Annotated in this window: 17 protein-coding genes; 13 read left to right on the top strand and 4 right to left on the bottom strand. The window is 66.5% G+C overall.

Annotated features, from left to right (window positions below; translation table 11 throughout):
- Window positions 1–2: 2 nt before the first annotated feature.
- The 3 genes from BME24068_RS12185 to BME24068_RS12175 all read right to left on the bottom strand — a co-directional run bounded on the left by BME24068_RS12185 (window position 3) and on the right by BME24068_RS12175 (window position 2,426).
- Window positions 3–836, bottom strand: a complete 834-nt coding sequence (locus BME24068_RS12185; protein ID WP_174926193.1) for a CbbQ/NirQ/NorQ/GpvN family protein — start codon at window positions 834–836, stop codon at window positions 3–5.
- Window positions 836–1,318 carry an AmiS/UreI family transporter gene (locus tag BME24068_RS12180; RefSeq protein WP_096499012.1) on the bottom strand — a complete coding sequence of 161 codons (483 nt, stop codon included), beginning with the start codon at window positions 1,316–1,318 and terminating at the stop codon, window positions 836–838. The genes BME24068_RS12185 and BME24068_RS12180 overlap by 1 nt, the downstream gene beginning before the upstream one ends.
- Window positions 1,319–1,388: 70 nt before the next feature.
- Complete coding sequence (locus BME24068_RS12175) at window positions 1,389–2,426, bottom strand: aliphatic amidase (protein ID WP_096499010.1); 1,038 nt, start codon at window positions 2,424–2,426, stop codon at window positions 1,389–1,391.
- A gap of 1,107 nt (window positions 2,427–3,533) precedes the next feature.
- On the opposite strand from BME24068_RS12175, the gene ppk2 reads away from it, so the two are divergent.
- A complete protein-coding gene (gene ppk2, locus BME24068_RS12170) occupies window positions 3,534–4,484 on the top strand; it encodes a polyphosphate kinase 2 (RefSeq protein ID WP_096499008.1) in 951 nt (316 codons plus the stop codon).
- Window positions 4,485–4,602: 118 nt separating this feature from the next.
- On the opposite strand, the gene BME24068_RS12165 is transcribed toward ppk2, so the two are convergent.
- A complete protein-coding gene (locus BME24068_RS12165; RefSeq protein ID WP_096499006.1) occupies window positions 4,603–5,190 on the bottom strand; it encodes an IMPACT family protein in 588 nt (195 codons plus the stop codon).
- A 433-nt stretch (window positions 5,191–5,623) separates the two neighbouring features.
- On the opposite strand from BME24068_RS12165, the gene BME24068_RS12160 reads away from it, so the two are divergent.
- From BME24068_RS12160 to BME24068_RS12105, 12 genes are read left to right on the top strand one after another with little or no spacing between them, the layout of a single operon-like run.
- Window positions 5,624–6,310 carry a beta-ketoacyl synthase chain length factor gene (locus tag BME24068_RS12160; RefSeq protein ID WP_174926192.1) on the top strand — a complete coding sequence of 229 codons (687 nt, stop codon included), beginning with the start codon at window positions 5,624–5,626 and terminating at the stop codon, window positions 6,308–6,310.
- Complete coding sequence (locus BME24068_RS12155) at window positions 6,294–7,088, top strand: lysophospholipid acyltransferase family protein (RefSeq protein WP_174926229.1); 795 nt, start codon at window positions 6,294–6,296, stop codon at window positions 7,086–7,088. Before BME24068_RS12160 ends, BME24068_RS12155 begins: the two co-directional genes overlap by 17 nt.
- A complete protein-coding gene (locus BME24068_RS12150) occupies window positions 7,063–7,368 on the top strand; it encodes a phosphopantetheine-binding protein (RefSeq protein WP_096499000.1) in 306 nt (101 codons plus the stop codon). The genes BME24068_RS12155 and BME24068_RS12150 overlap by 26 nt, the downstream gene beginning before the upstream one ends.
- Window positions 7,365–7,613: an acyl carrier protein gene (locus BME24068_RS12145; RefSeq protein WP_096498997.1), complete on the top strand. Its 249-nt coding sequence runs from the start codon at window positions 7,365–7,367 to the stop codon at window positions 7,611–7,613. The genes BME24068_RS12150 and BME24068_RS12145 overlap by 4 nt, the downstream gene beginning before the upstream one ends.
- Window positions 7,614–7,624: 11 nt before the next feature.
- On the top strand, window positions 7,625–8,245 hold the full coding sequence (locus tag BME24068_RS12140; protein WP_174926228.1) for a COG4648 family protein: 621 nt from the start codon (window positions 7,625–7,627) through the stop codon (window positions 8,243–8,245).
- A complete protein-coding gene (locus tag BME24068_RS12135) occupies window positions 8,242–9,933 on the top strand; it encodes an ApeI family dehydratase (RefSeq protein WP_174926191.1) in 1,692 nt (563 codons plus the stop codon). Before BME24068_RS12140 ends, BME24068_RS12135 begins: the two co-directional genes overlap by 4 nt.
- A complete protein-coding gene (locus BME24068_RS12130) occupies window positions 9,930–11,636 on the top strand; it encodes a glycosyltransferase family 2 protein (RefSeq protein WP_174926190.1) in 1,707 nt (568 codons plus the stop codon). The genes BME24068_RS12135 and BME24068_RS12130 overlap by 4 nt, the downstream gene beginning before the upstream one ends.
- Window positions 11,623–13,233 (top strand): HAL/PAL/TAL family ammonia-lyase, encoded by a 1,611-nt coding sequence (locus BME24068_RS12125; protein ID WP_174926227.1) that lies wholly within the window; start codon window positions 11,623–11,625, stop codon window positions 13,231–13,233. The genes BME24068_RS12130 and BME24068_RS12125 overlap by 14 nt, the downstream gene beginning before the upstream one ends.
- Complete coding sequence (locus BME24068_RS12120; protein ID WP_096498989.1) at window positions 13,230–13,658, top strand: acyl-CoA thioesterase; 429 nt, start codon at window positions 13,230–13,232, stop codon at window positions 13,656–13,658. The genes BME24068_RS12125 and BME24068_RS12120 overlap by 4 nt, the downstream gene beginning before the upstream one ends.
- Window positions 13,649–14,317, top strand: a complete 669-nt coding sequence (locus BME24068_RS12115) for an outer membrane lipoprotein carrier protein LolA (protein ID WP_174926189.1) — start codon at window positions 13,649–13,651, stop codon at window positions 14,315–14,317. The genes BME24068_RS12120 and BME24068_RS12115 overlap by 10 nt, the downstream gene beginning before the upstream one ends.
- The gene (locus BME24068_RS12110; RefSeq protein WP_174926226.1) at window positions 14,317–16,725 is read left to right on the top strand and encodes an MMPL family transporter; all 2,409 of its coding nucleotides are present in this window, start codon (window positions 14,317–14,319) and stop codon (window positions 16,723–16,725) included. The genes BME24068_RS12115 and BME24068_RS12110 overlap by 1 nt, the downstream gene beginning before the upstream one ends.
- Window positions 16,722–17,909, top strand: a complete 1,188-nt coding sequence (locus tag BME24068_RS12105) for a beta-ketoacyl-[acyl-carrier-protein] synthase family protein (RefSeq protein WP_174926225.1) — start codon at window positions 16,722–16,724, stop codon at window positions 17,907–17,909. Before BME24068_RS12110 ends, BME24068_RS12105 begins: the two co-directional genes overlap by 4 nt.
- The last annotated feature ends 1 nt before the right edge of the window (window position 17,910 follow it).

Genomic DNA, 17,910 nt, shown 5'->3' with positions numbered 1-17,910 from the left:
GCTCATGTCGCGAAGTGCGCGGCGGCCATCGTCTGCAACGCGGCGCGCGTGTCGGCATCGTCGGTTGCCGCGTCGCTGATCGCGATCCGGCACGCGTCGAGCGGCGCGAGCCCCGCGACGATCAACCGGGCCGCATGCACGAGCAACCGCGTCGACGCGCCTTCGTCGAGCCCGTCGCCGGCGAGCGCGCGCGTGCGCTGCGCGAGATCGACGAGCCGGCGCGCGGTGTCCCGGTCGGCGCCGCTTTCGCGCACGACGACGTCGGCTTCGTGTTCGGCATCCGGATAGCCGAAGTCGATCGCGACGAAGCGCTGCCGCGTCGACGGCTTCAGCCGCCGGTGGTCGCCGTGATAGCCGGGGTTGTACGAGATCACCAGATGGAAATCCGGATGCGCGTGCACGACCTCGCCGAGCCGGTCGAGCGGCAGCACGCGCCGCGAGTCGGTCAGCGGATGGATCACGACGGTCGCGTCCGGGCGCGCCTCGACGATCTCGTCGAGATAGCAGATCGCGCCGTGGCGCGCCGCGAGCGTGAGCGGCCCGTCGGCCCAGTAGGTGCCGTCGGCGTCGAGCAGGTGCCGGCCGGTCAGGTCGGCCGCCGACGTGTCGTCGTTGCACGCGACCTGGATCAGCGGCAGGCCCATGCGCCACGCCATGTATTCGACGAAGCGCGTCTTGCCGCAGCCGGTCGGCCCTTTCAGCAGCACCGGCAGATGATGGCGGCAGGCCGTCTCGAACCAGTCGGCTTCGACGCCGGCCGGCTGGTAGAACGGTGCATCGGCGATGCGGTGACCGGCGAGCGGATCGGCGGCGAGCGGTGTATCGCGTGCGCTCATCACCACCTCCCCGTCATCATCAGCATCCCGGGCAGCCAGCACGTGCCGACGCCGATCGCGATCGTGTAGCCGGGCAGGAAACGCACGCGGCGCTTCAGCCCCAGCGCGACGAAGAACAGGAACCACAGGCTCGACCACAGCAGCCACATCGCACCGAAACGCAGGTCGTGCGACGTGCCTGCATAGACGAGCGCGCTGATCGCGACGAACAGGCAATACCAGCCGAGGCCCGCGCCTTGCAGCCCGCGCCACTGGACGGCGGCGAGATACAGGTACGTGAACGCGAACAGCAGGCCGCCCGCGCTCGAGAAATACTGCGGCGGCGCGGATGCCTGCACGAGGCCGGCGAGGTTGATCAGCAGCGCGAGCAGCCCGACGAGCAGGTTCAGGCCGGCCGCATCGCGCGGTTCGATGCGGCCGGTGAGCGCGACGCCGTTGACGACCAGCACCGCGCCGATGAAAAAGAGAGCGACACCGAGCATGATGAGGGCTCCAGAATGAGGCGGAGCCGTTCGCGCGCATGACGCGAACGGCCGGGCAGGGGCTGCGTGCTCAGCGGTGCGCGGGCGCTTCGGCCGGGATGCCCTCGATCGGGCATTCCGGCGTGCCGGGCGTCGCGCGCGTGAGGCGTTCGACGGCCTGGCGCGTGCCGTCCGGGTCGTTCACCCAGTTCGCGTAAAACTCGAACGGGCATTGCGCGACGCCGTTCGGCGATTCGCCGGAACCGATCTTGCCGGTGTAGCCGCGATGCAGCAGCTTGTACAGGTGGTTCTGCGACTGCATGTTGCGGCGCGCGTCGCGGATCAGGCTCACCGACAGCTCCGCGTACTGCACGCCGTTTTCCTCTTCGCCGCATTCGCCGAGCGTGCGGCCGTCGAAGCCGACGATCGCCGAGTGGCCGAAATACGAATACACGCCGTCGAAGCCCGACGCGTTCGCGACCGCGACGTAGCAGTTGTTCATGAACGCCATCGCTTTCGACACCAGCACCTGCTGATCCTTCGCCGGGTACATGTAGCCCTGGCAGCGCACGACCAGCTCGGCGCCACGCATTGCGCAGTCGCGCCAGATTTCCGGGTAGTTGCCGTCGTCGCAGATGATCAGGCTGATCTTGAGCCCCTTCGGGCCGTCGGCGACGTACGTGCAGTTGCCCGGATACCAGCCTTCGACCGGCACCCACGGCATGATCTTGCGGTACTTCTGCACGATCTCGCCCTGGTTGTTGATCAGCACGAGCGTGTTGTACGGGGCCTTGTCCGGATGCTCCTCGTGACGCTCGCCGGTCAGCGAGAACACGCCCCACACGTTCGCCTTGCGGCACGCGGCCGCGAAGATGTCGGTTTCCTCGCCGGGCACGGTCGACGCCGTGTCGTACATCTCCTTCGCGTCGTACATGATCCCGTGCGTCGAATACTCGGGGAACACGATGAGGTCCATGCCGGGCAGGCCGCGCTTGATGCCGACCACGCGCTCGGCGATCTCGCGTGCGTTTGCGATGACCTCGGCGCGCGTGTGCAGGCGCGGCATCTTGTACTGGACGACGGCGACGCCGACGGCGTCGTTGCTGCTGGAAATATCGCCATGACGCATGGTGTGCTCCTGATTCGGTTGAGGAAGTACGTTTTCGAAGGACAAAAAAAAGCCCTTGCCTCGACGAGCGAGGCAAGGGCTTCTTTGCCGGTCCGTTCACCCGACAACGCTGTCGGATAACGGGAATGCGGATAGGGTGGCCGCTTGCGGGGCGGCCGGCGCGGCGCGGGCTAGCGGACCCGGGCTGCGCACGATCGTGGGACGTCTTTGTCCGCCGGAATCGATGGGATGCACTCTATGCAAAGTTTTTTCTGGATGCAACACCACGTATACCCCTGCACGGCGTGAAGGCCGTGAGAGCGGGTGGTGGGCCGCCGGGTATGCGAATTGCACGGTGCGATGCCGCAGGGTCGGGATGAGTTTGCAGGATGTGATGCGGTGACGTGTGGGGGGCTTCGAAGCGGTGAGGCGTACTGTGCGCAAAACGGCATTTAGGGAAAAGGTTGTGTGCGCAACTAGATTGCGAGGTGTTGGCGAGTGGCGTGTGACGTTGCGATTGCAGCCGGTTCAAGGGTTGTTTTCGGTGAAAATTTTCTGTCTCGCTCAGGGGTTTCTCGGCGGGCTGGATGGACTGTGTTTTCAACCGCAGTTTGCACGTATCGCCATGACGCGACGAACGGATTTTTACGCATGCACGAGGTGTCGCGCTGCTGATCCGGCATGTCGGGCGTCGTGTCGTAGTCAGCGTGCGGATGCGCGGCTGTCGACGCGGCGTATTCGAGCCGGCCGGTCGGGAGGTCGGCACGCATCGCGGCAAGAGGCTGCCGGTTCCGGCCGCCGCATTCCCGGCTGACGACCTGAACCCGCGGGACGGGCGGCGCGGCTTCTGAAGGCCGCCGACCCGCTTCAAGGCCCGGGTTCGGTTCGCCGCCGGCGGTATGTCGCCGGCCGAAGGGCGATCGTCGACAGCGGTGGCGGGCCGGGACGATGTCGCGACCGTGCGGGCGTCGCGCCCGAGTGGCCCAGTCCGCCCGCCCAGCCGTGCCAGCCGTGCAACCGGCGGCGGTTGCACTCCCGACGGGGCCCCGCGGGCCGTTTCATCAATTTGACGCGCGACGCTGGGATAATGGCGGAGTTTGGCTGCGTCAACTGAAGGAAGGAGGCCCCATGGGCGACAACACTACCCGCACCGAGACCGACAACCTCACCGATATGGCATCGCTCGAAACGCGACAGCGCCGTTTCGAGGAGGACCTCGTCGACGCTTATGACGAAGAGCTCGAGATGGAGCTCGACGACCGCCGCTTCGACGACGGCGACGACCTGCTGTTCTCTCAGGAGCGCCGCGAAGCGCGCAAACAGTATTTCCGCGAGTTGTTCCGGTTGCAGGGCGAACTCGTGAAGCTGCAGGACTGGGTCGTGGCCACGGGGCACCGGCTCATCGTCATTTTCGAGGGGCGCGACGCGGCAGGCAAGGGCGGGGCGATCAAGCGCATCACGCAGCGGCTGAACCCGCGCGTGTGCCGCGTGGCGGCGCTGCCCGCGCCGAGCAACCGCGAGCGCACGCAATGGTATTTCCAGCGCTACGTCACGCATCTGCCGGCCGGCGGCGAGATCGTGCTGTTCGACCGCAGCTGGTACAACCGCGCGGGCGTCGAGCGCGTGATGAATTTCTGCACCGACGACGAATACGAGGAGTTTTTCCGCTCGGTGCCCGAGTTCGAGAAAATGCTCGCGCGTAGCGGGATCCAGATCGTCAAGTACTGGTTCTCGATCACCGATCACGAGCAGGAGCTGCGTTTCCAGAGCCGGATCGAGGATCCGCTGAAGCAGTGGAAACTGAGCCCGATGGACCTCGAGAGCCGCCGCCGCTGGGAGGCCTATACGGCTGCGAAGGAGGAAATGCTGCAGCGCACGCATATCCCCGAGGCGCCGTGGTGGGTCGTGCAGGCCGTCGACAAGAAGCGCGCGCGGCTGAACTGCATTCGCCATCTGCTGGACCAGGTGCCGTATCACGAGGTGCCGCGTTCGACCATCGACTTGCCGCAGCGCGAGCACCACGAGGACTACATCCGTCGTCCGGTGCCGGACGACATGATCGTGCCGGATTTTTATTGAGCGATTGAGCGGACGAGGCCGGAGACGCGCGCCGTGCAACGCGGCGCGCGCCGGCCGCGGATCGGGCGCGCGGTACGGAGGCGGCCGGCGACGCGGGTCGCCTCCCGGTCGCGCCCGATTACAGATCGGGGAAGCCCGAGCGCCCTTGCGTCAGGTCGAACAGCTCGGCTTTCGCGGCCGCCTCGGCCGTTTCGGGCAGCTTGATCACCAGTTTCACCGTCATCCCGTAAGCACTGTCCACCAGTTCGTAGCCCGCCTGTTCCATCCAGCGGCGCACCCGCGCTTCGTCGGGGTAGCCGATTTCGATCGCGAACCGCGTGTAGCGAATGCGCTCGACGCGTTCGGCATCGAGCAGCGCCGATGCGATCGCGTCGGTATAGGCGCGCACCAGGCCGCCGGCGCCGAGCTTCACGCCGCCGTAGTAGCGGACGACCGCGCCGAGCACGCCGTCCAGATCGTGATGGCGCAGCACTTCGAGGATCGGCCGGCCGGCGGTGCCCGACGGTTCGCCGTCGTCCGACATGCCCGACTGGCCGCCCGCGAGCAGCGCCCAGCACACGTGGGTGGCCGTCGGATGCTCGTCGCGCAGGCGCTGCAGCGCGTGCATCGCGGCGTCGCGGTCCTCGACGGGAATCGCGTGCGCGATGAAGCGGCTCTTGCGGATTTCGAGTTCCCGGGTGTAGGTGGTGGCGAGCGAGTAAGTCATTGAACGGGAAGCAGGGAATTCGGCATCGAGCGCATTATGAGCCATTTCAGTGCCGGACCGGCGCAAGGTACGCTGAATCGTGATCGTCTGGATAACCGACGATGCATGACTTTTTCGAGAAATTGATAAATCGTTAAATATCGAAGACGTCACTCGCCGTGGCGTTGATCTTTTGTAACAGCCCTGTTACAGTTTCGCCGCACCGAGATGCCGATCATTCAATCGCAGTGGTTGATAATCCGGCTGCCAGCTTCGCAGGCATGGCGACTTCCATTTTTTTGAGGTATTGCCGCAAGATGGCGAGTCGATTGCGGGCGTCCGGGCGCCAATGCGTGCGGTAGCGGGTTTCACGGAAAAGCGGAGCGCAGCTGCCTTGATTCAGGGCCGCGCTACATAAAAGCATTCAAGAAAAGTCACCTCAACGAGAACAACAATGGCCGATTTGCATTGGACCATGCCAATCGCCAGATGGACGTCGATTTCGACCGCGGGGGTGCCGGGCGTCGAAGCCCTCGATCCGATGGTGCGACGCCGCTTGAGCCGGCTGTCGCGTCTCGCGCTTCAGGCAGCCTATGACTGTGCCGGAGCGGAGCATCCGTTGCGGATGGTATTCGCGTCGCGCCATGGCGAGTTGACACGCACCACCGGCATTCTCGCCGACATCGGCGCCGCAGAACCGGTCTCCCCAACGGCCTTCAGTCTCTCGGTCCTCAACGCGGTCACGGGCATATTCGGAATTGCCAGGCGCGATCGATCGGCTGCGACCGCGGTCGCAGCCGGCCACGAAACCCTCGGCTACGCGTTGCTCGAAGCATTTTCCCAATATGAAACGTCGCCGGCGTCGCCGGTGTTGCTCGTCTATGCGCACGAGCCGGCCGATCCGGTATATGGCGCCGTCGATGACGACCCGGAGAGCGTCGGACTTGCGATGCTGATCGGTGCAGACGAGCCGGCCGGCTATCTGACCTGCGAGATAGCGGCGCACGACGCGCAAGAGCCCGACGATGCGGCCGGCACGCACTGCACGGCGGTGCTGCGCTGCCTGTCGGCGCGCACGACAGCGTCATGCCGCAGCCAGCAAGCAATGTGGCGATGGAGCTGGCATGATCGCGCGGCTTGACTACGGCTGGCGCCTGTTCGCGACCGGCACGAGCCTCGCGTTTTTCGCACTGTGCGGATCAGTGTTCTCGTTGCTGGCGATCGTCGTCGGCATGCTGTGGCCGCACCGACGCTCACGCCAGCGTGGCGTGACGCTCGTCATCCATTATTTCTTCCGCGCGCTGGTCGCGCTGCTGCAGCGCGTCGGCGTGATGAAGCTCGAGTCGAGCGGTGTCGAGGGCCTTGCACAAGACGGCCCGGTAATCGTTGTCGCTAATCATCCGACGTGGCTCGACGTGATGGTGCTGCTGTCGCTGACGCCGAAGGCCTGCTGCGTCGTCAAGCGTGCGCACTGGGGCAACCCCTGTTTCTGGGGTATCGTCCGCGCGGCCGAATACGTGAGCAATGCCGATGCCGTCGATCTCGTCGAGGCCGGGGCACGGCAACTGGCGGCGGGCTACACGATGATCGTCTTCCCGGAAGGGACGCGCAGCCCGGGCGACAATCGTCTGCATGCGTTCTCGCGCGGTTTCGCGCATATGGCACTGCAGTCGCGCAGCCGGATTCAACCGGTGCTGATCGACTGCGATCCTCCGGTCTTCACCAAGACGCTGCGCTGGTATCACGTGCCGTCTCGTGCGTTTCGCATGCGCATCGACGTGCTCGAACCGATGGATCCGAGCCGGCTGGCACCGGGCGCGACGTCGCCGTCGATCGCTGCTCGCAGCATCGCCCGCGAGGTGGAAGTGCACATTACTCAAAGCCTGTTTCAGCATGGATACTTTAAAACTGCAAATTAAGCAGCTTCTGATCGAGATGCTCGACCTCAGCGACATGACGGTCGACGATATCGACGACGATGCACCGCTGTTCTCGACCGACGGGATCGGCCTCGATTCGGTCGATGCGCTCGAAGTCGGCATCATGCTGCGCAAGAAGTTTCACCTGACGATCGCAGCGAACGACGAGCGCACGAAAGCCCATTTCCGTTCGATCAACACGCTGGTGGCTTTCATTGCCGACCAGCAATCGCGTCAGGCATCGCAAGAAGCCATGCTGGAAAAAGGGAGTCATTCGTGACCGATGCAGAAATCTTGGAGCGCATTCGCGCCATTTTTCATGAGAATTTCGCGATCGAGCCGGAGCGCGTGACACCCGATACGCACCTGTTCGACGAGCTCGATCTGGACAGCATCGACGCGGTCGATCTGGCCATCAAGCTGCAGGAAATGACGGGCAAGCGCATCAAGCCCGAAGAATTCAAGTCCGTGCGGACTGTCGGTGACGTCATTGCCGCGGTTCACGCGTTGCTCGCGCGCGCGTGACGGCGACGGGCATGCGAGCGACTACCTGCACCGGCTTGCTGCGCTGCGCAGGCGTCGCGGCGAGGGCGGCGCTGGTGGCAGCCTATCCGCTCGTCATCCTGTTTGCGTGGCAACACATGTCGCCGCGTTATGTCGGCTGCCTGCTGGTCGCGTTGCTGTGGCTCCAACGTATGATCGGCAAGGGCACGCTCGCGAAAACGCTCAAACGGATCACAACGCTTGACTGGTGCGTGGCCGGCGCATTGACCGTGTTGTCCGCCGCGATTGCCGTGACCGACAGCGAACGTCTTCTTCATCTTTATCCTGCATGCGTGAGTGCCGGTTTGCTGGTCGCGTTCGGCGTGACGCTCCGGCGCGGCCCGACAATGATAGAGAAATTCGCACGATTGACCCATCCCGAGCCGAGCCTGGAAATCGTCCGGTACACGCGCCGCGTCACCCAGGTGTGGTGCGTATTCTTCATCGTGAACGGCGGTTTTTCGGTCTACACGGCGCTCTGCTGGAGCCGGGCGTCGTGGGCGCTTTACAACGGGCTGGTCGCGTACGTGCTGATCGGCGCGTTGCTCGCGGGTGAGTGGCTGTGGCGCAGCGTCGTCGTCGCGGCCAGACGGAAACGAACGGGTGTCGCATGATCGCTCTGCACGAGATGCTATGTGCCGCGGCAGATGATGCAACGGCGGTGTGTCGCAATGGCGCGGAGGTGCTGACGCTCGGCGATCTGCGCGCTCGCGCGGGGGCCATCGCGCGGATGATGCAGGCGAGCGGCGCGCGACGGGTCGCGATCTGCACGGACGATCCGTACGATTTCGCGTGCGCTTTCTTTGCGGTGGCGGCGCATGGGGAAGTCGTGATTCCGGCGAGCAACGCGCCAGGCTATCTCCGCGATCTCGCCCATGCGTACGATCTGGTGCTCGATGCGCCGGCACTGGCCGCGTGCGAGCACGACCCGGAACGCGAACCTGCCGTCGCCGGTTGCCCGATCGACGCGGCCGTCGCGGTGACGCTTTACACCTCCGGCAGCAGCGGCACCGCGAAGCCGGTGCGGAAGTCGCTTGCGCAGTTCGATGCCGAAGTGCGTACGCTGCAACGCGAATGGGGCGACCGGATCGGTGCGGCCGTGACGCTGTCGAGCGTGCCGCATCACCACATCTACGGGCTGCTCTTCAGAATCCTGTGGCCGCTGGCGGCGGGGCGCGCGTTTGACCGGACGCCGGTGCTCGAGCCGCTGCAACTGCAGCAGCGGCTCGCCGCGTATGGCGTCGTCGTCGTGGTCTCGACGCCGTCGCAACTGATGCGCTGGCCGGCATTGTCCGGTTTTCCGATGCAGGAGCCCGCGCCGTGCGCGTTCTTCTCGTCGGGCGGCCCGCTGCCGGCCGATGCGGCAGCGGCGTATTCGAACGCGTTCGGCGCCGCGCCGCTCGAGATCTTTGGCAGTACCGAAACCGGCGGCATCGCATGGCGGCGTCAGGACGTCTCGCCCGCGTGGCAGCCGCTGACCGGCGTCGACGTGCGCTGTGACGACGACAGTGTGCTGTGCGTTCGCTCTGGCCATCTCGGTCACGATGGCTGGCATAGCACCGACGACACCGCGCGATTCGACGCACAGGGGCGCTTCGCGCTCGTGGGACGACGCGACCGCGTCGTCAAACTCGACGGCAAGCGCGTGTCGCTGCCGGAACTCGAGGCGCGGATACTCGCACATGCATACGTCGAACAGGCGGCCGCGGTGGTGGTCGACGGCACGACGCGCGCCCATGTCGGCGTCGTCGCGGTATTGAGCGCGGCGGGGCGAGACGCGCTGGTCACGGACGGCCGGATCGCGGTCGCCACGACTTTGCGGCATGCGCTCGGCGCCTATGTCGATGCGGCCGCGTTGCCGCGCTACTGGCGATTCCTGCACGCGATGCCGTTCGATACGCGCGGGAAATTGCCGGCGGCCGTGCTGGCGGCGGCCTTCAAGGTCGCGCCGGAGGGTTTCGAGCTGCTCGCGTCGTGGCGCAGCGACGATGACGCGCTGCATTATGAACTGCGCGTGCCGCCCGCACTGGCGCATTTCGAAGGGCATTTTCCAGGGCTGCCGATCCTGCCCGGCGTCGTGCAGATCGACTGGGCCGCGCGGCTTGCCGGTCGCGAAATACCGGCCGTGCGGGAAATCCGCTCGGTCGAACACCTGAAATTCAAGGCACCGGTGCCGCCCGGCGCGGTGCTGGCGCTGCGTATCGCGCACGATCCGGCGCGCGGATGCGCGCGCTTCGCGTTCCGGTGCGGCGGCCGGGAATGCACGTCGGGCGTGTTGGTCTATGGCGCGGCGGCGAGATGAGCGGTACCTGCATCGTTATTCCGATCTACAACCATCGTGACGCGATCGGCGGAACGCTGGCGCGCCTCGCCGTGCACGGTCTGCCGATCCTGGTGGTGGATGATGGCAGCGACGAGTCGACCCGTCGAGTGCTGGCCGCGCTGGCCGAGCAGTACGCCGCGTCCATGACGCTGCTGCAATTGCCCGCCAATGGTGGAAAGGGCGCGGCGGTCATGGCCGGATTGCGCGCCGCGCACGCACGCGGCTATCGGCACGCGATCCAGATCGACGCCGACGGCCAGCACGACGCCGCTGATGTGCCGAAGTTCGTGGCGGCTGCTCAGATCGAGCCGGATGCCGTGATTCTGGGGCGGCCGCGTTTCGACGATAGCGTGCCGAAGGCGCGTCTTTACGGCCGCTACCTGACGCACGCATGGGTGTGGATCGAAACGCTGTCGCTGGATATCCCCGATGCGATGTGCGGGTTTCGTCTTTATCCGGTCGATGCCGTCTGCGAGCTGATCGACGCGGTGTCGATGCCGACGCGAATGGCTTTCGACAGCGAAATCCTGGTCCGGCTTCACTGGCGTGGCCTGGCGTTCAGGACGATCCCGACGCGCGTGGTCTACCCGGCCGACGGCGTATCGCATTTCGACGTCTGGCGCGACAACGTGCGCATCAGCATGAGTCATGCGCGGCTCGTCGCGGGGATGCTCGTGCGCGCGCCGATGTTACTGACGCGCCGGCTCGTCGAACGACGCGACGCGTTGCCGGCGAACCGCACGCGCGCATGGTGGCGCATGCCGGAACGCGGCAGCCGTATCGGGATGGCGTTGCTGGCGCTGAGCTGCCGCTGGTTCGGCAAGGGCTTCACGTCGTTCTGGCTGCATCCGGTCGTCGGCTATTTCTTGCTGACGAACCGCGCGGCGCGCACCGCATCGCATGCGTATTTCGCGCGCCTGCGCGAAGCGCAAGCGGTGGCCGTGCCGAAGCCGGGCTGGCGCAGCGCGTATCGGCACATGCTTGCCTTCGCGCAGGCGGGATTCGACAAATTCGTCGCCTGGTCCGGCCGTCTCGACGAACTCGACGTGAGTTTCGACGATTCGTCCGCATTCGATGCGCTTGCCGCGAGCGGACGCGGCGCGCTCGTGATCGGCGCGCATCTGGGCAACCTGGAGATGACGCGGGCGCTCGCGTTGCGCGATGCGCATGCGAAGGTGACGGCGATCGTCTATACCGAGCATGCGAAACGCTTTACCGGCGTGCTTGCCGGCGCGAACCGGGAATTCGGCAAGCAGCTCGTCGAGGTGTCCGACTTCGGCCCGGATACGGCGATGATGATGCAGTCGCGGATCGATGCGGGCGAGTTGCTCGTGATCGTCGGCGACCGCGTGCCGCCGCACGATTCCGGTAAAACCGTCGACGCGCGCTTTTTCGACGCGACGGCCTCGTTCGCGCAGGGCCCGTACATCCTCGCCCACGCGCTCGGTTGCCCGGTCTACCTGTTCTTCTGCCTGAAGGAGCAGCACGGCTACCGGCTCTATTTCGAGCCGTTCGCTGACCGCATCGAGCTGCCGCGCCGAGAGCGCGCCAGCCATGTCGCCGCGTGGGCGCAGCGCTATGCCGCGCGGCTCGAGCACTATTGCCGCAAGGCTCCCTATCAATGGTTCAACTTCTTCGATTTTTGGGCGCGGCCCAACGGAGGTCCGCGTGGCCGAACATGACATGAAGAACGTCGCGGCAACCGCCGCGGTGGATACGGACCGGCCTGCCATCGTGATCGGCGACCGGCATCTGACGATCGAGGACGTCGTCGCGATTGCCCGCGACGGTGCACCGGTCGCGCTGAATGCGGGGCCCGCATGGCGTGCGCGGATCGAGCGCGGCGCAACCTGGTTGCGTGACTATCTCGCGAACGGCGGCACCCTGTACGGTGTCACGACAGGCTATGGCGACGCGTGCGTGGTCGAGGTGCCGCCGCCGCTCGTCGAAGCGTTGCCGCTGCAGCTGACCCGCTATCACGGATGCGGGATGGGCGACTGGTTCGACGCGACGCAAACGTTGTCCGTCATCGTCGCACGGCTCAATTCGCTCGCGTTCGGCTACTCGGGCGTGCGATTCACGCTGCTTGAACGGTTGGCCGATCTGGTGAATCACCGTATTCTGCCGCGCATTCCGTCGGAAGGCTCGGTTGGCGCAAGCGGCGACCTGACGCCGCTGTCCTACGTCGCCGCGGCCCTGATCGGCGAGCGCACCGTATCGTTTGCTGGCGACGAGCGGGACGCGGGGGACGCATGGCGCGCGATCGATCGCATCCCGTTGACGCTCGCGCCGAAGGAAGGGCTGGCGCTGATGAACGGCACGGCGGTCATGACCGGGCTGGCATGCCTCGCGTTTGCGCGCGCCGATCACTTGACGCGAATGGCGGCCCGCCTGACGGCATTGACGACCGTCGCGCTCGACGGACGGGCGGGGCACTTCGACGCGCGGCTGTTCGACGCGAAACCGCACGCGGGGCAGGCCGAGGTGGCCGCATGGATACGGGCAGATCTGGCCGGGCGCGACGAATTGCCGGAGCGTCGCCTGCAGGATCGCTATTCGGTCCGGTGCGCGCCGCACGTGATCGGCGTGGCGCGCGACGCATTGTCGTGGATGCGCCGCGATATCGAGAACGAGCTGAACAGTGCGAACGACAATCCGCTAATCGATCCGGACGAAGGATGCGTCCTGCATGGCGGCAATTTCTACGGCGGTCATATCGCGTTCGCGATGGATGCGCTGAAGACGGCGGTGGCCAATCTCGCGGACCTGATGGATCGTCAGCTCGCGCTGCTGGTCGACGACAAGTTCAGTAACGGACTGCCGCGCAACCTGACGGGCGCTGCCCCGGAACGGGCCCCGATCAACCACGGGTTCAAGGCCGTGCAGATATCGTCGTCCGCATGGACGGCCGAGGCGCTGAAACACACGATGCCGGCGAGCGTGTTTTCGCGCTCGACGGAGTCGCACAATCAGGACAAGGTCAGCATGGGAACGATCGCCGCGCGCGACTGCCTGCGCGTGCTGGCCCTGACCGAGCAGGTTGCCTCGGCGCACGTGCTCGCGACCGTGCAGGCCGTGCGGCTGCGGCTGCGCGACGACCCGCGGACGCAGCTTTCGCCCGCGCTTCGCGCGTTCATAGACGACGTGGGCCGACAATCGCCGCCGGTGGTCGAGGACCGGCCGCTCGAGGCGGAGTTGCGCGCGCTGACCGCGCGACTTGCGGCATGCGGGCCGATCGGCGATCCGCTTGGCGGATGCCTTCACGGGGAGGCCGCATGAGCGAGACGCATCCGCTGCTGACCGCGACCGCACGCGTCGAGGTGCTGTTTCACGATGTCGATGCGATGAACGTCTGCTGGCACGGCCATTACCTGAAGTACTTCGAAAGCAGCCGCGCGGCGTTGCTGCGGATGATCGACTACGACTATCCGGCGATGCTGGCGTCGGGCTACATGTGGCCGGTGGTGGAAGCGCATCTGAAGTACGTCCGCCCCGCACATTACAGCCAGCAGCTCGACGTGCGCGCGACACTGCTCGAATTCGAGAACCGGCTGAAGATCGGTTACGAAATCGTCGATGCCGCTTCCGGCGAGCGTTTGACGAAGGGTTACACGGTGCAACTGGCGATCGACGCGACGACACGCGAACTGCAGTTCGTGTCGCCGCCGGCCCTGATCGAAAGGGTGTGCGCGCAATGGGCGTAAAGTTGAACGGCGGACGGCTTGCGACGATGATGCTCGTCGCGTGCGTGATGCTCGCCGGCGGCGACGCGATGGCCGCGCCGGCGCCTGCCGCGACTGTGCGGCAGGGAAATGCCGCGCTCGTTTCCGATATCGCGACGCGGCTGGCGCGAATCGGCGCGATTCGCGCGGATTTTCGGCAGACCCAGACGCTGTCGGCGATGAAGCAGCCGCTCGTCAGCACCGGTTCGATGTTGTTCGATCGTAACTCGGGTGTCATCTGGCGAATCGAAACGCCCTACAAAGCCACTTATGTGATTACCGACGGCGGCGTGCGCGAGGTCGGCACGGACGGTCGTCTCGTCGCGCCTGGCGGCGGCGGACGTGGCGTCGCGCAAGTGTCGCGCATGATGCGCGACATGCTCGGCGGTGATCTGTCGGCACTGTATGCGCAATTCGACGTTGCGGCGAGCGGCGCGCCGGAGCGGTGGCGGATGGTGTTGCGGCCGAATCAGCCGCAGCTCGCACAGGCGATCCGCGTGCTCGAAATGAGCGGCGGCGCGTATCTCGGCAAGCTCGACATGACGTTCGCGAACGGCAACGTGACCGTGCTCGAGTTCGCCCGGCCGACGCCGGTCGACGCGCTCGCGCCGGTCGAGCGCGGGTGGCTGGAGGCCCGATGATGAATACGGCGCGCGACGTGATCGCAGCATCCGGAGAGCGTGCTCGCCGGCGCGCGCTGTACGCGGCATGGCTCGCCGTCGCGCTGGTTGCGATCGCGTACATCCTGTGGCGCTTCAGCGGGTCCGCGCCGTTGCAGACGAACCTGCTTGCGTTGTTGCCGGCGACGGAAGCGAATCCGGTTGCAGAACGCGCCGTCGACATGCTCGGCGATGCGCTCGGCAATCGCACCGTCTATCTGGTGACCGACCGCGACGCCGCTCGCGCCAAGGCGGCCGCAAAGCAGCTCGGCGCGCGGCTCGACGCCAGCGGCGCATTTCGCTCGGTGACGGTCGAGGTGCCACCGTTCGATCTGTCGCAGATCGCAGCCACCTACATGCCGGCCCGCTTCGGTCTGCTGACGGGCACGGATCGCCGGTCGCTCGAACAGGGCGACGCCACGCTCGGCGACCGGCTCGTCCGGCGGCTCTATGCGCCGCCCGTCGACGGCCTGCAGACCAGCGTGGCGGACGATCCGTTCGGCTGGCTGCAGCACTGGCTCGGCGAACTGCCGCTCGCGGCGTCGAGCCTGTCGCTCGAAGACGGCATGCTGGTGTCGCATCGCGATGGGGCAACGGGCGTGCTCGTGATGACGTCGCTGCCGGGATCGGCCTACGAAACGAAGATCCAGCACGCGGTTCGCGTCGCGACGCTCGATGCCGAGCGCGCGCTCGCGGCGGATTTCCCGGGCGTTCGCGTCGACCGGGCCGGTGCGGTGTTTTATGCGGAAGCGGCGCGCGCCAGCGCCGAGCGCGACGTGCACGTGATCGGTGCGGCGTCGCTGGCTGGTATTGCGCTGCTACTGATGAGCGTATTCCGTTCACCGCGCCTGCTGGTGCTCGCGTTCGCATCGACGGCGTTCGGCATCGTGTGCGCGCTGGCGGCGACGCTGCTCGTGTTCGGCAAGCTGCATCTGCTGACGCTGGTGTTCGGCGTGAGCCTGATCGGCGAGGCCGTCGATTACTCGATCCAGTATTTCGTCGCGTACCTGTCGGCCGGGCGGCAATGGGATGCGCGGCGCGGCGCGGCGGCGGTGCGGCCTGCGCTCGCGGTGGCGCTGGCGACCAGCTTGCTCGGCTACGCGATTTTGATGTGGGTGCCGTTCCCCGCGCTCAAGCAGATCGCATGCTTTGCTATCGTCGGGATCCTCTGTGCGTTCGCGGCCGTAACGGGCTTTTTGCCGCTCGTGCTGACGCAAGGCCCGCGGCGCGTGCCGTCCCGCGTTTTCTCGGGTGCCGCCCGCTTGCTGGGCGGATGGCAGTCGCTGCTGGCCGGTCGGCGCGCGGTGGCCGTCGCCGTGCTGGTTGCGCTGGTCGCGATTCCGGGATGGGCCGTGTTGAAAAGCGACGACGACATTCATCTGCTGATCCAGCGCGATGCGAGCCTGGCGCGACAGGAAAACGATATCCGTGCGGCGGTCGGGCTGGCGAACACCGCGCAGTTCTTCGTCGTCCAGGGCGCGTCGCAGGAAGAAGTGCTCGAACGTTCGGAAGCATTGATCGCGGCGCTCGACCGGCAGCAGGCCGGCCGCGTCCAGTCGATCGCGACGTTCGTGCCTTCGGCGCAACGACAGGCCCGCGATCGGGCCGTGCTGGACAAGCGCGTGTTTGGCGATGCCGCGACGCTGCGCGCGGCACTCGTGCACGCGGGCTTCCGTGACGAGGTTGTCGACGAGTGGATTCACGCGTTTTCTCGCCAGACGCCTGCGACGCTGTCCGTCGACACGTGGCTGGCAGCACGCTGGTCCGCCCCGTTCCGACATCTGTGGCTCGGTCGAATCGACGGCGGCGCCGGTCCCGTCGATGCGGCATTGGCGATTCCGGAGCGGGTCGACGCGACGAATGCGGCGACGTTCGCCGCGCTCGCGCGCACGCTGCCGGGTGTGTCGTGGGTCGACAAGGCCGCGAGCGTGTCGCGTCTGTTCGGCGCCTACCGGGTCGACAGCGGCCTGTGGCTGGCCGGCGCGCTCGTCGTGGTCGCCGCGCTGCTGATGTGGCGATACGGTGTGCGCGGCGGCATCGCGACGACACTGCCGGTCGTGTTCGCCATTGCACTGACGCTTGCGGCGTTCGGCTATGCACGGGTGCCGCTCACGCTGTTCAACTGGCTCGCGCTGATGCTGGTGCTTGGCGTGGGCGCCAACTATGCGGTGTTCCTTCGCGAAGGCTGCATGCGGGACATGGCCGGTCTCGGCGCCGTATGGACCGGCGTGCTGCTGTCGGCGGCCACGACGTTGCTGTCGTTCGGCATGCTCGGGGCGAGCGCGATGCCCGCGCTGCGCAGCTTCGGCACGACGCTCGCGATGGGCATCGTATTCTCGGTGCTGTTCGCGCCGCTCGCCACGCCATCCGGGAAGGAGTGTCGCGCATGAATTCGAAACAGACGCCGGTTTATCTGTCCGCGCCCGGCATGATCAATGCGCTTGGCGCGACGACCGACGAGATTGTCGACGCACTACGCATCGGCGTCGCAGCGGGCATGGCTCCGCGCACCGATGTCGCCGGTGGCGGCTGGGTCGGGCGCGTGCGGTCGATGCTCGAGGTCGCGCCGCCTGTATCACTCGCGCATTTCGACTGCAGGAACAATCGGCTGTTGCTGGCCGCGCTGGCGCAGATCGGATCCCGCGTCGATGCGGCGATCGCGCGTTACGGTCCGCGGCGGATCGGCGTCGTGATGGGCACGAGTACGTCCGGTATCCAGGCGGCGGAGCGGGCGTTTGCGCAGCGCGCCGCGACGGGCGTGATGCCCGCCGGATTCGATTATCGACAAATGGAAATCGGCACGGCCGCGCCGTTCGTGCGCGCGGTACTCGGTGTGACCGGCCCGGCCTACACGCTGTCGACCGCCTGCACGTCGAGTGCTAAGGCGTTCGCGGCCGCACGGCGACTGCTGCGGTTGAAGCTATGCGACGCGGTTGTCGTCGGCGGTGCGGATTCTCTGTGCGAGCTGACGTTGCAGGGTTTTGCATCGCTCGAATCGGTCAGCCCGGACCGGACCAATCCGATGAGCCGGAACCGTGACGGCATCAATATCGGCGAAGGCGCCGCGCTGTTCGTGATGAGTCGCGACGAGGAGGAGGTCCGGCTGGCCGGCGTCGGCGAGTCGAGCGATGCGCACCACATCTCGGCACCGGACCCGGTGGGCCACGGCGCGGAGGACGCGCTGCGCGCCGCGCTCGCGGACGCCGGCGTCGCGTCGTCCGCGATCAGCTACGTAAACCTGCACGCGACGGCGACGCGCCTGAATGACGAGATGGAAGCGAACGTGACGGCGCGGGTGTTTCCGCACGGCGTGCCGGCGAGCGGGACCAAACCGTTGACGGGTCACATGCTCGGCGCGGCGGGTGCGACCGAGTTGGGGTTCGGCTGGCTGGCGCTGGCTCGCGGGATCGCGCTGCCGATGCACGTATGGGACGGTGAGAACGACCCGGCGCTACCCCCACTGGATCTTGTCGACAGCGAGCGCCATCTGACTGGCGATGCAACTGGACGTTATGTGATGAGCAATTCGTTTGCTTTCGGCGGCAGCAATGCCAGCCTGATTCTGGGAGGCTGAC

Source organism: Burkholderia anthina, assembly GCF_902498995.1.
In the GTDB taxonomy this organism is placed as follows: domain Bacteria; phylum Pseudomonadota; class Gammaproteobacteria; order Burkholderiales; family Burkholderiaceae; genus Burkholderia; species Burkholderia anthina.
This window is presented reverse-complemented; position numbering and strand designations above follow the sequence as displayed.

What these genes read in the sequence shown, in the direction of transcription:
- BME24068_RS12115 (WP_174926189.1), top strand. Translation starts at nt 13,649, where the DNA reads ATGGGCGTAAAGTTGAACGGCGGACGGCTTGCGACGATGATGCTCGTC.
- BME24068_RS12185 (WP_174926193.1), bottom strand. Translation starts at nt 836, where the DNA reads ATGAGCGCACGCGATACACCGCTCGCCGCCGATCCGCTCGCCGGTCAC.
- BME24068_RS12160 (WP_174926192.1), top strand. Translation starts at nt 5,624, where the DNA reads ATGGCCGATTTGCATTGGACCATGCCAATCGCCAGATGGACGTCGATT.
- BME24068_RS12120 (WP_096498989.1), top strand. Translation starts at nt 13,230, where the DNA reads ATGAGCGAGACGCATCCGCTGCTGACCGCGACCGCACGCGTCGAGGTG.
- ppk2 (WP_096499008.1), top strand. Translation starts at nt 3,534, where the DNA reads ATGGGCGACAACACTACCCGCACCGAGACCGACAACCTCACCGATATG.
- BME24068_RS12150 (WP_096499000.1), top strand. Translation starts at nt 7,063, where the DNA reads ATGGATACTTTAAAACTGCAAATTAAGCAGCTTCTGATCGAGATGCTC.
- BME24068_RS12165 (WP_096499006.1), bottom strand. Translation starts at nt 5,190, where the DNA reads ATGACTTACTCGCTCGCCACCACCTACACCCGGGAACTCGAAATCCGC.
- BME24068_RS12175 (WP_096499010.1), bottom strand. Translation starts at nt 2,426, where the DNA reads ATGCGTCATGGCGATATTTCCAGCAGCAACGACGCCGTCGGCGTCGCC.
- BME24068_RS12155 (WP_174926229.1), top strand. Translation starts at nt 6,294, where the DNA reads ATGATCGCGCGGCTTGACTACGGCTGGCGCCTGTTCGCGACCGGCACG.
- BME24068_RS12110 (WP_174926226.1), top strand. Translation starts at nt 14,317, where the DNA reads ATGAATACGGCGCGCGACGTGATCGCAGCATCCGGAGAGCGTGCTCGC.
- BME24068_RS12130 (WP_174926190.1), top strand. Translation starts at nt 9,930, where the DNA reads ATGAGCGGTACCTGCATCGTTATTCCGATCTACAACCATCGTGACGCG.
- BME24068_RS12135 (WP_174926191.1), top strand. Translation starts at nt 8,242, where the DNA reads ATGATCGCTCTGCACGAGATGCTATGTGCCGCGGCAGATGATGCAACG.
- BME24068_RS12140 (WP_174926228.1), top strand. Translation starts at nt 7,625, where the DNA reads ATGCGAGCGACTACCTGCACCGGCTTGCTGCGCTGCGCAGGCGTCGCG.
- BME24068_RS12180 (WP_096499012.1), bottom strand. Translation starts at nt 1,318, where the DNA reads ATGCTCGGTGTCGCTCTCTTTTTCATCGGCGCGGTGCTGGTCGTCAAC.
- BME24068_RS12105 (WP_174926225.1), top strand. Translation starts at nt 16,722, where the DNA reads ATGAATTCGAAACAGACGCCGGTTTATCTGTCCGCGCCCGGCATGATC.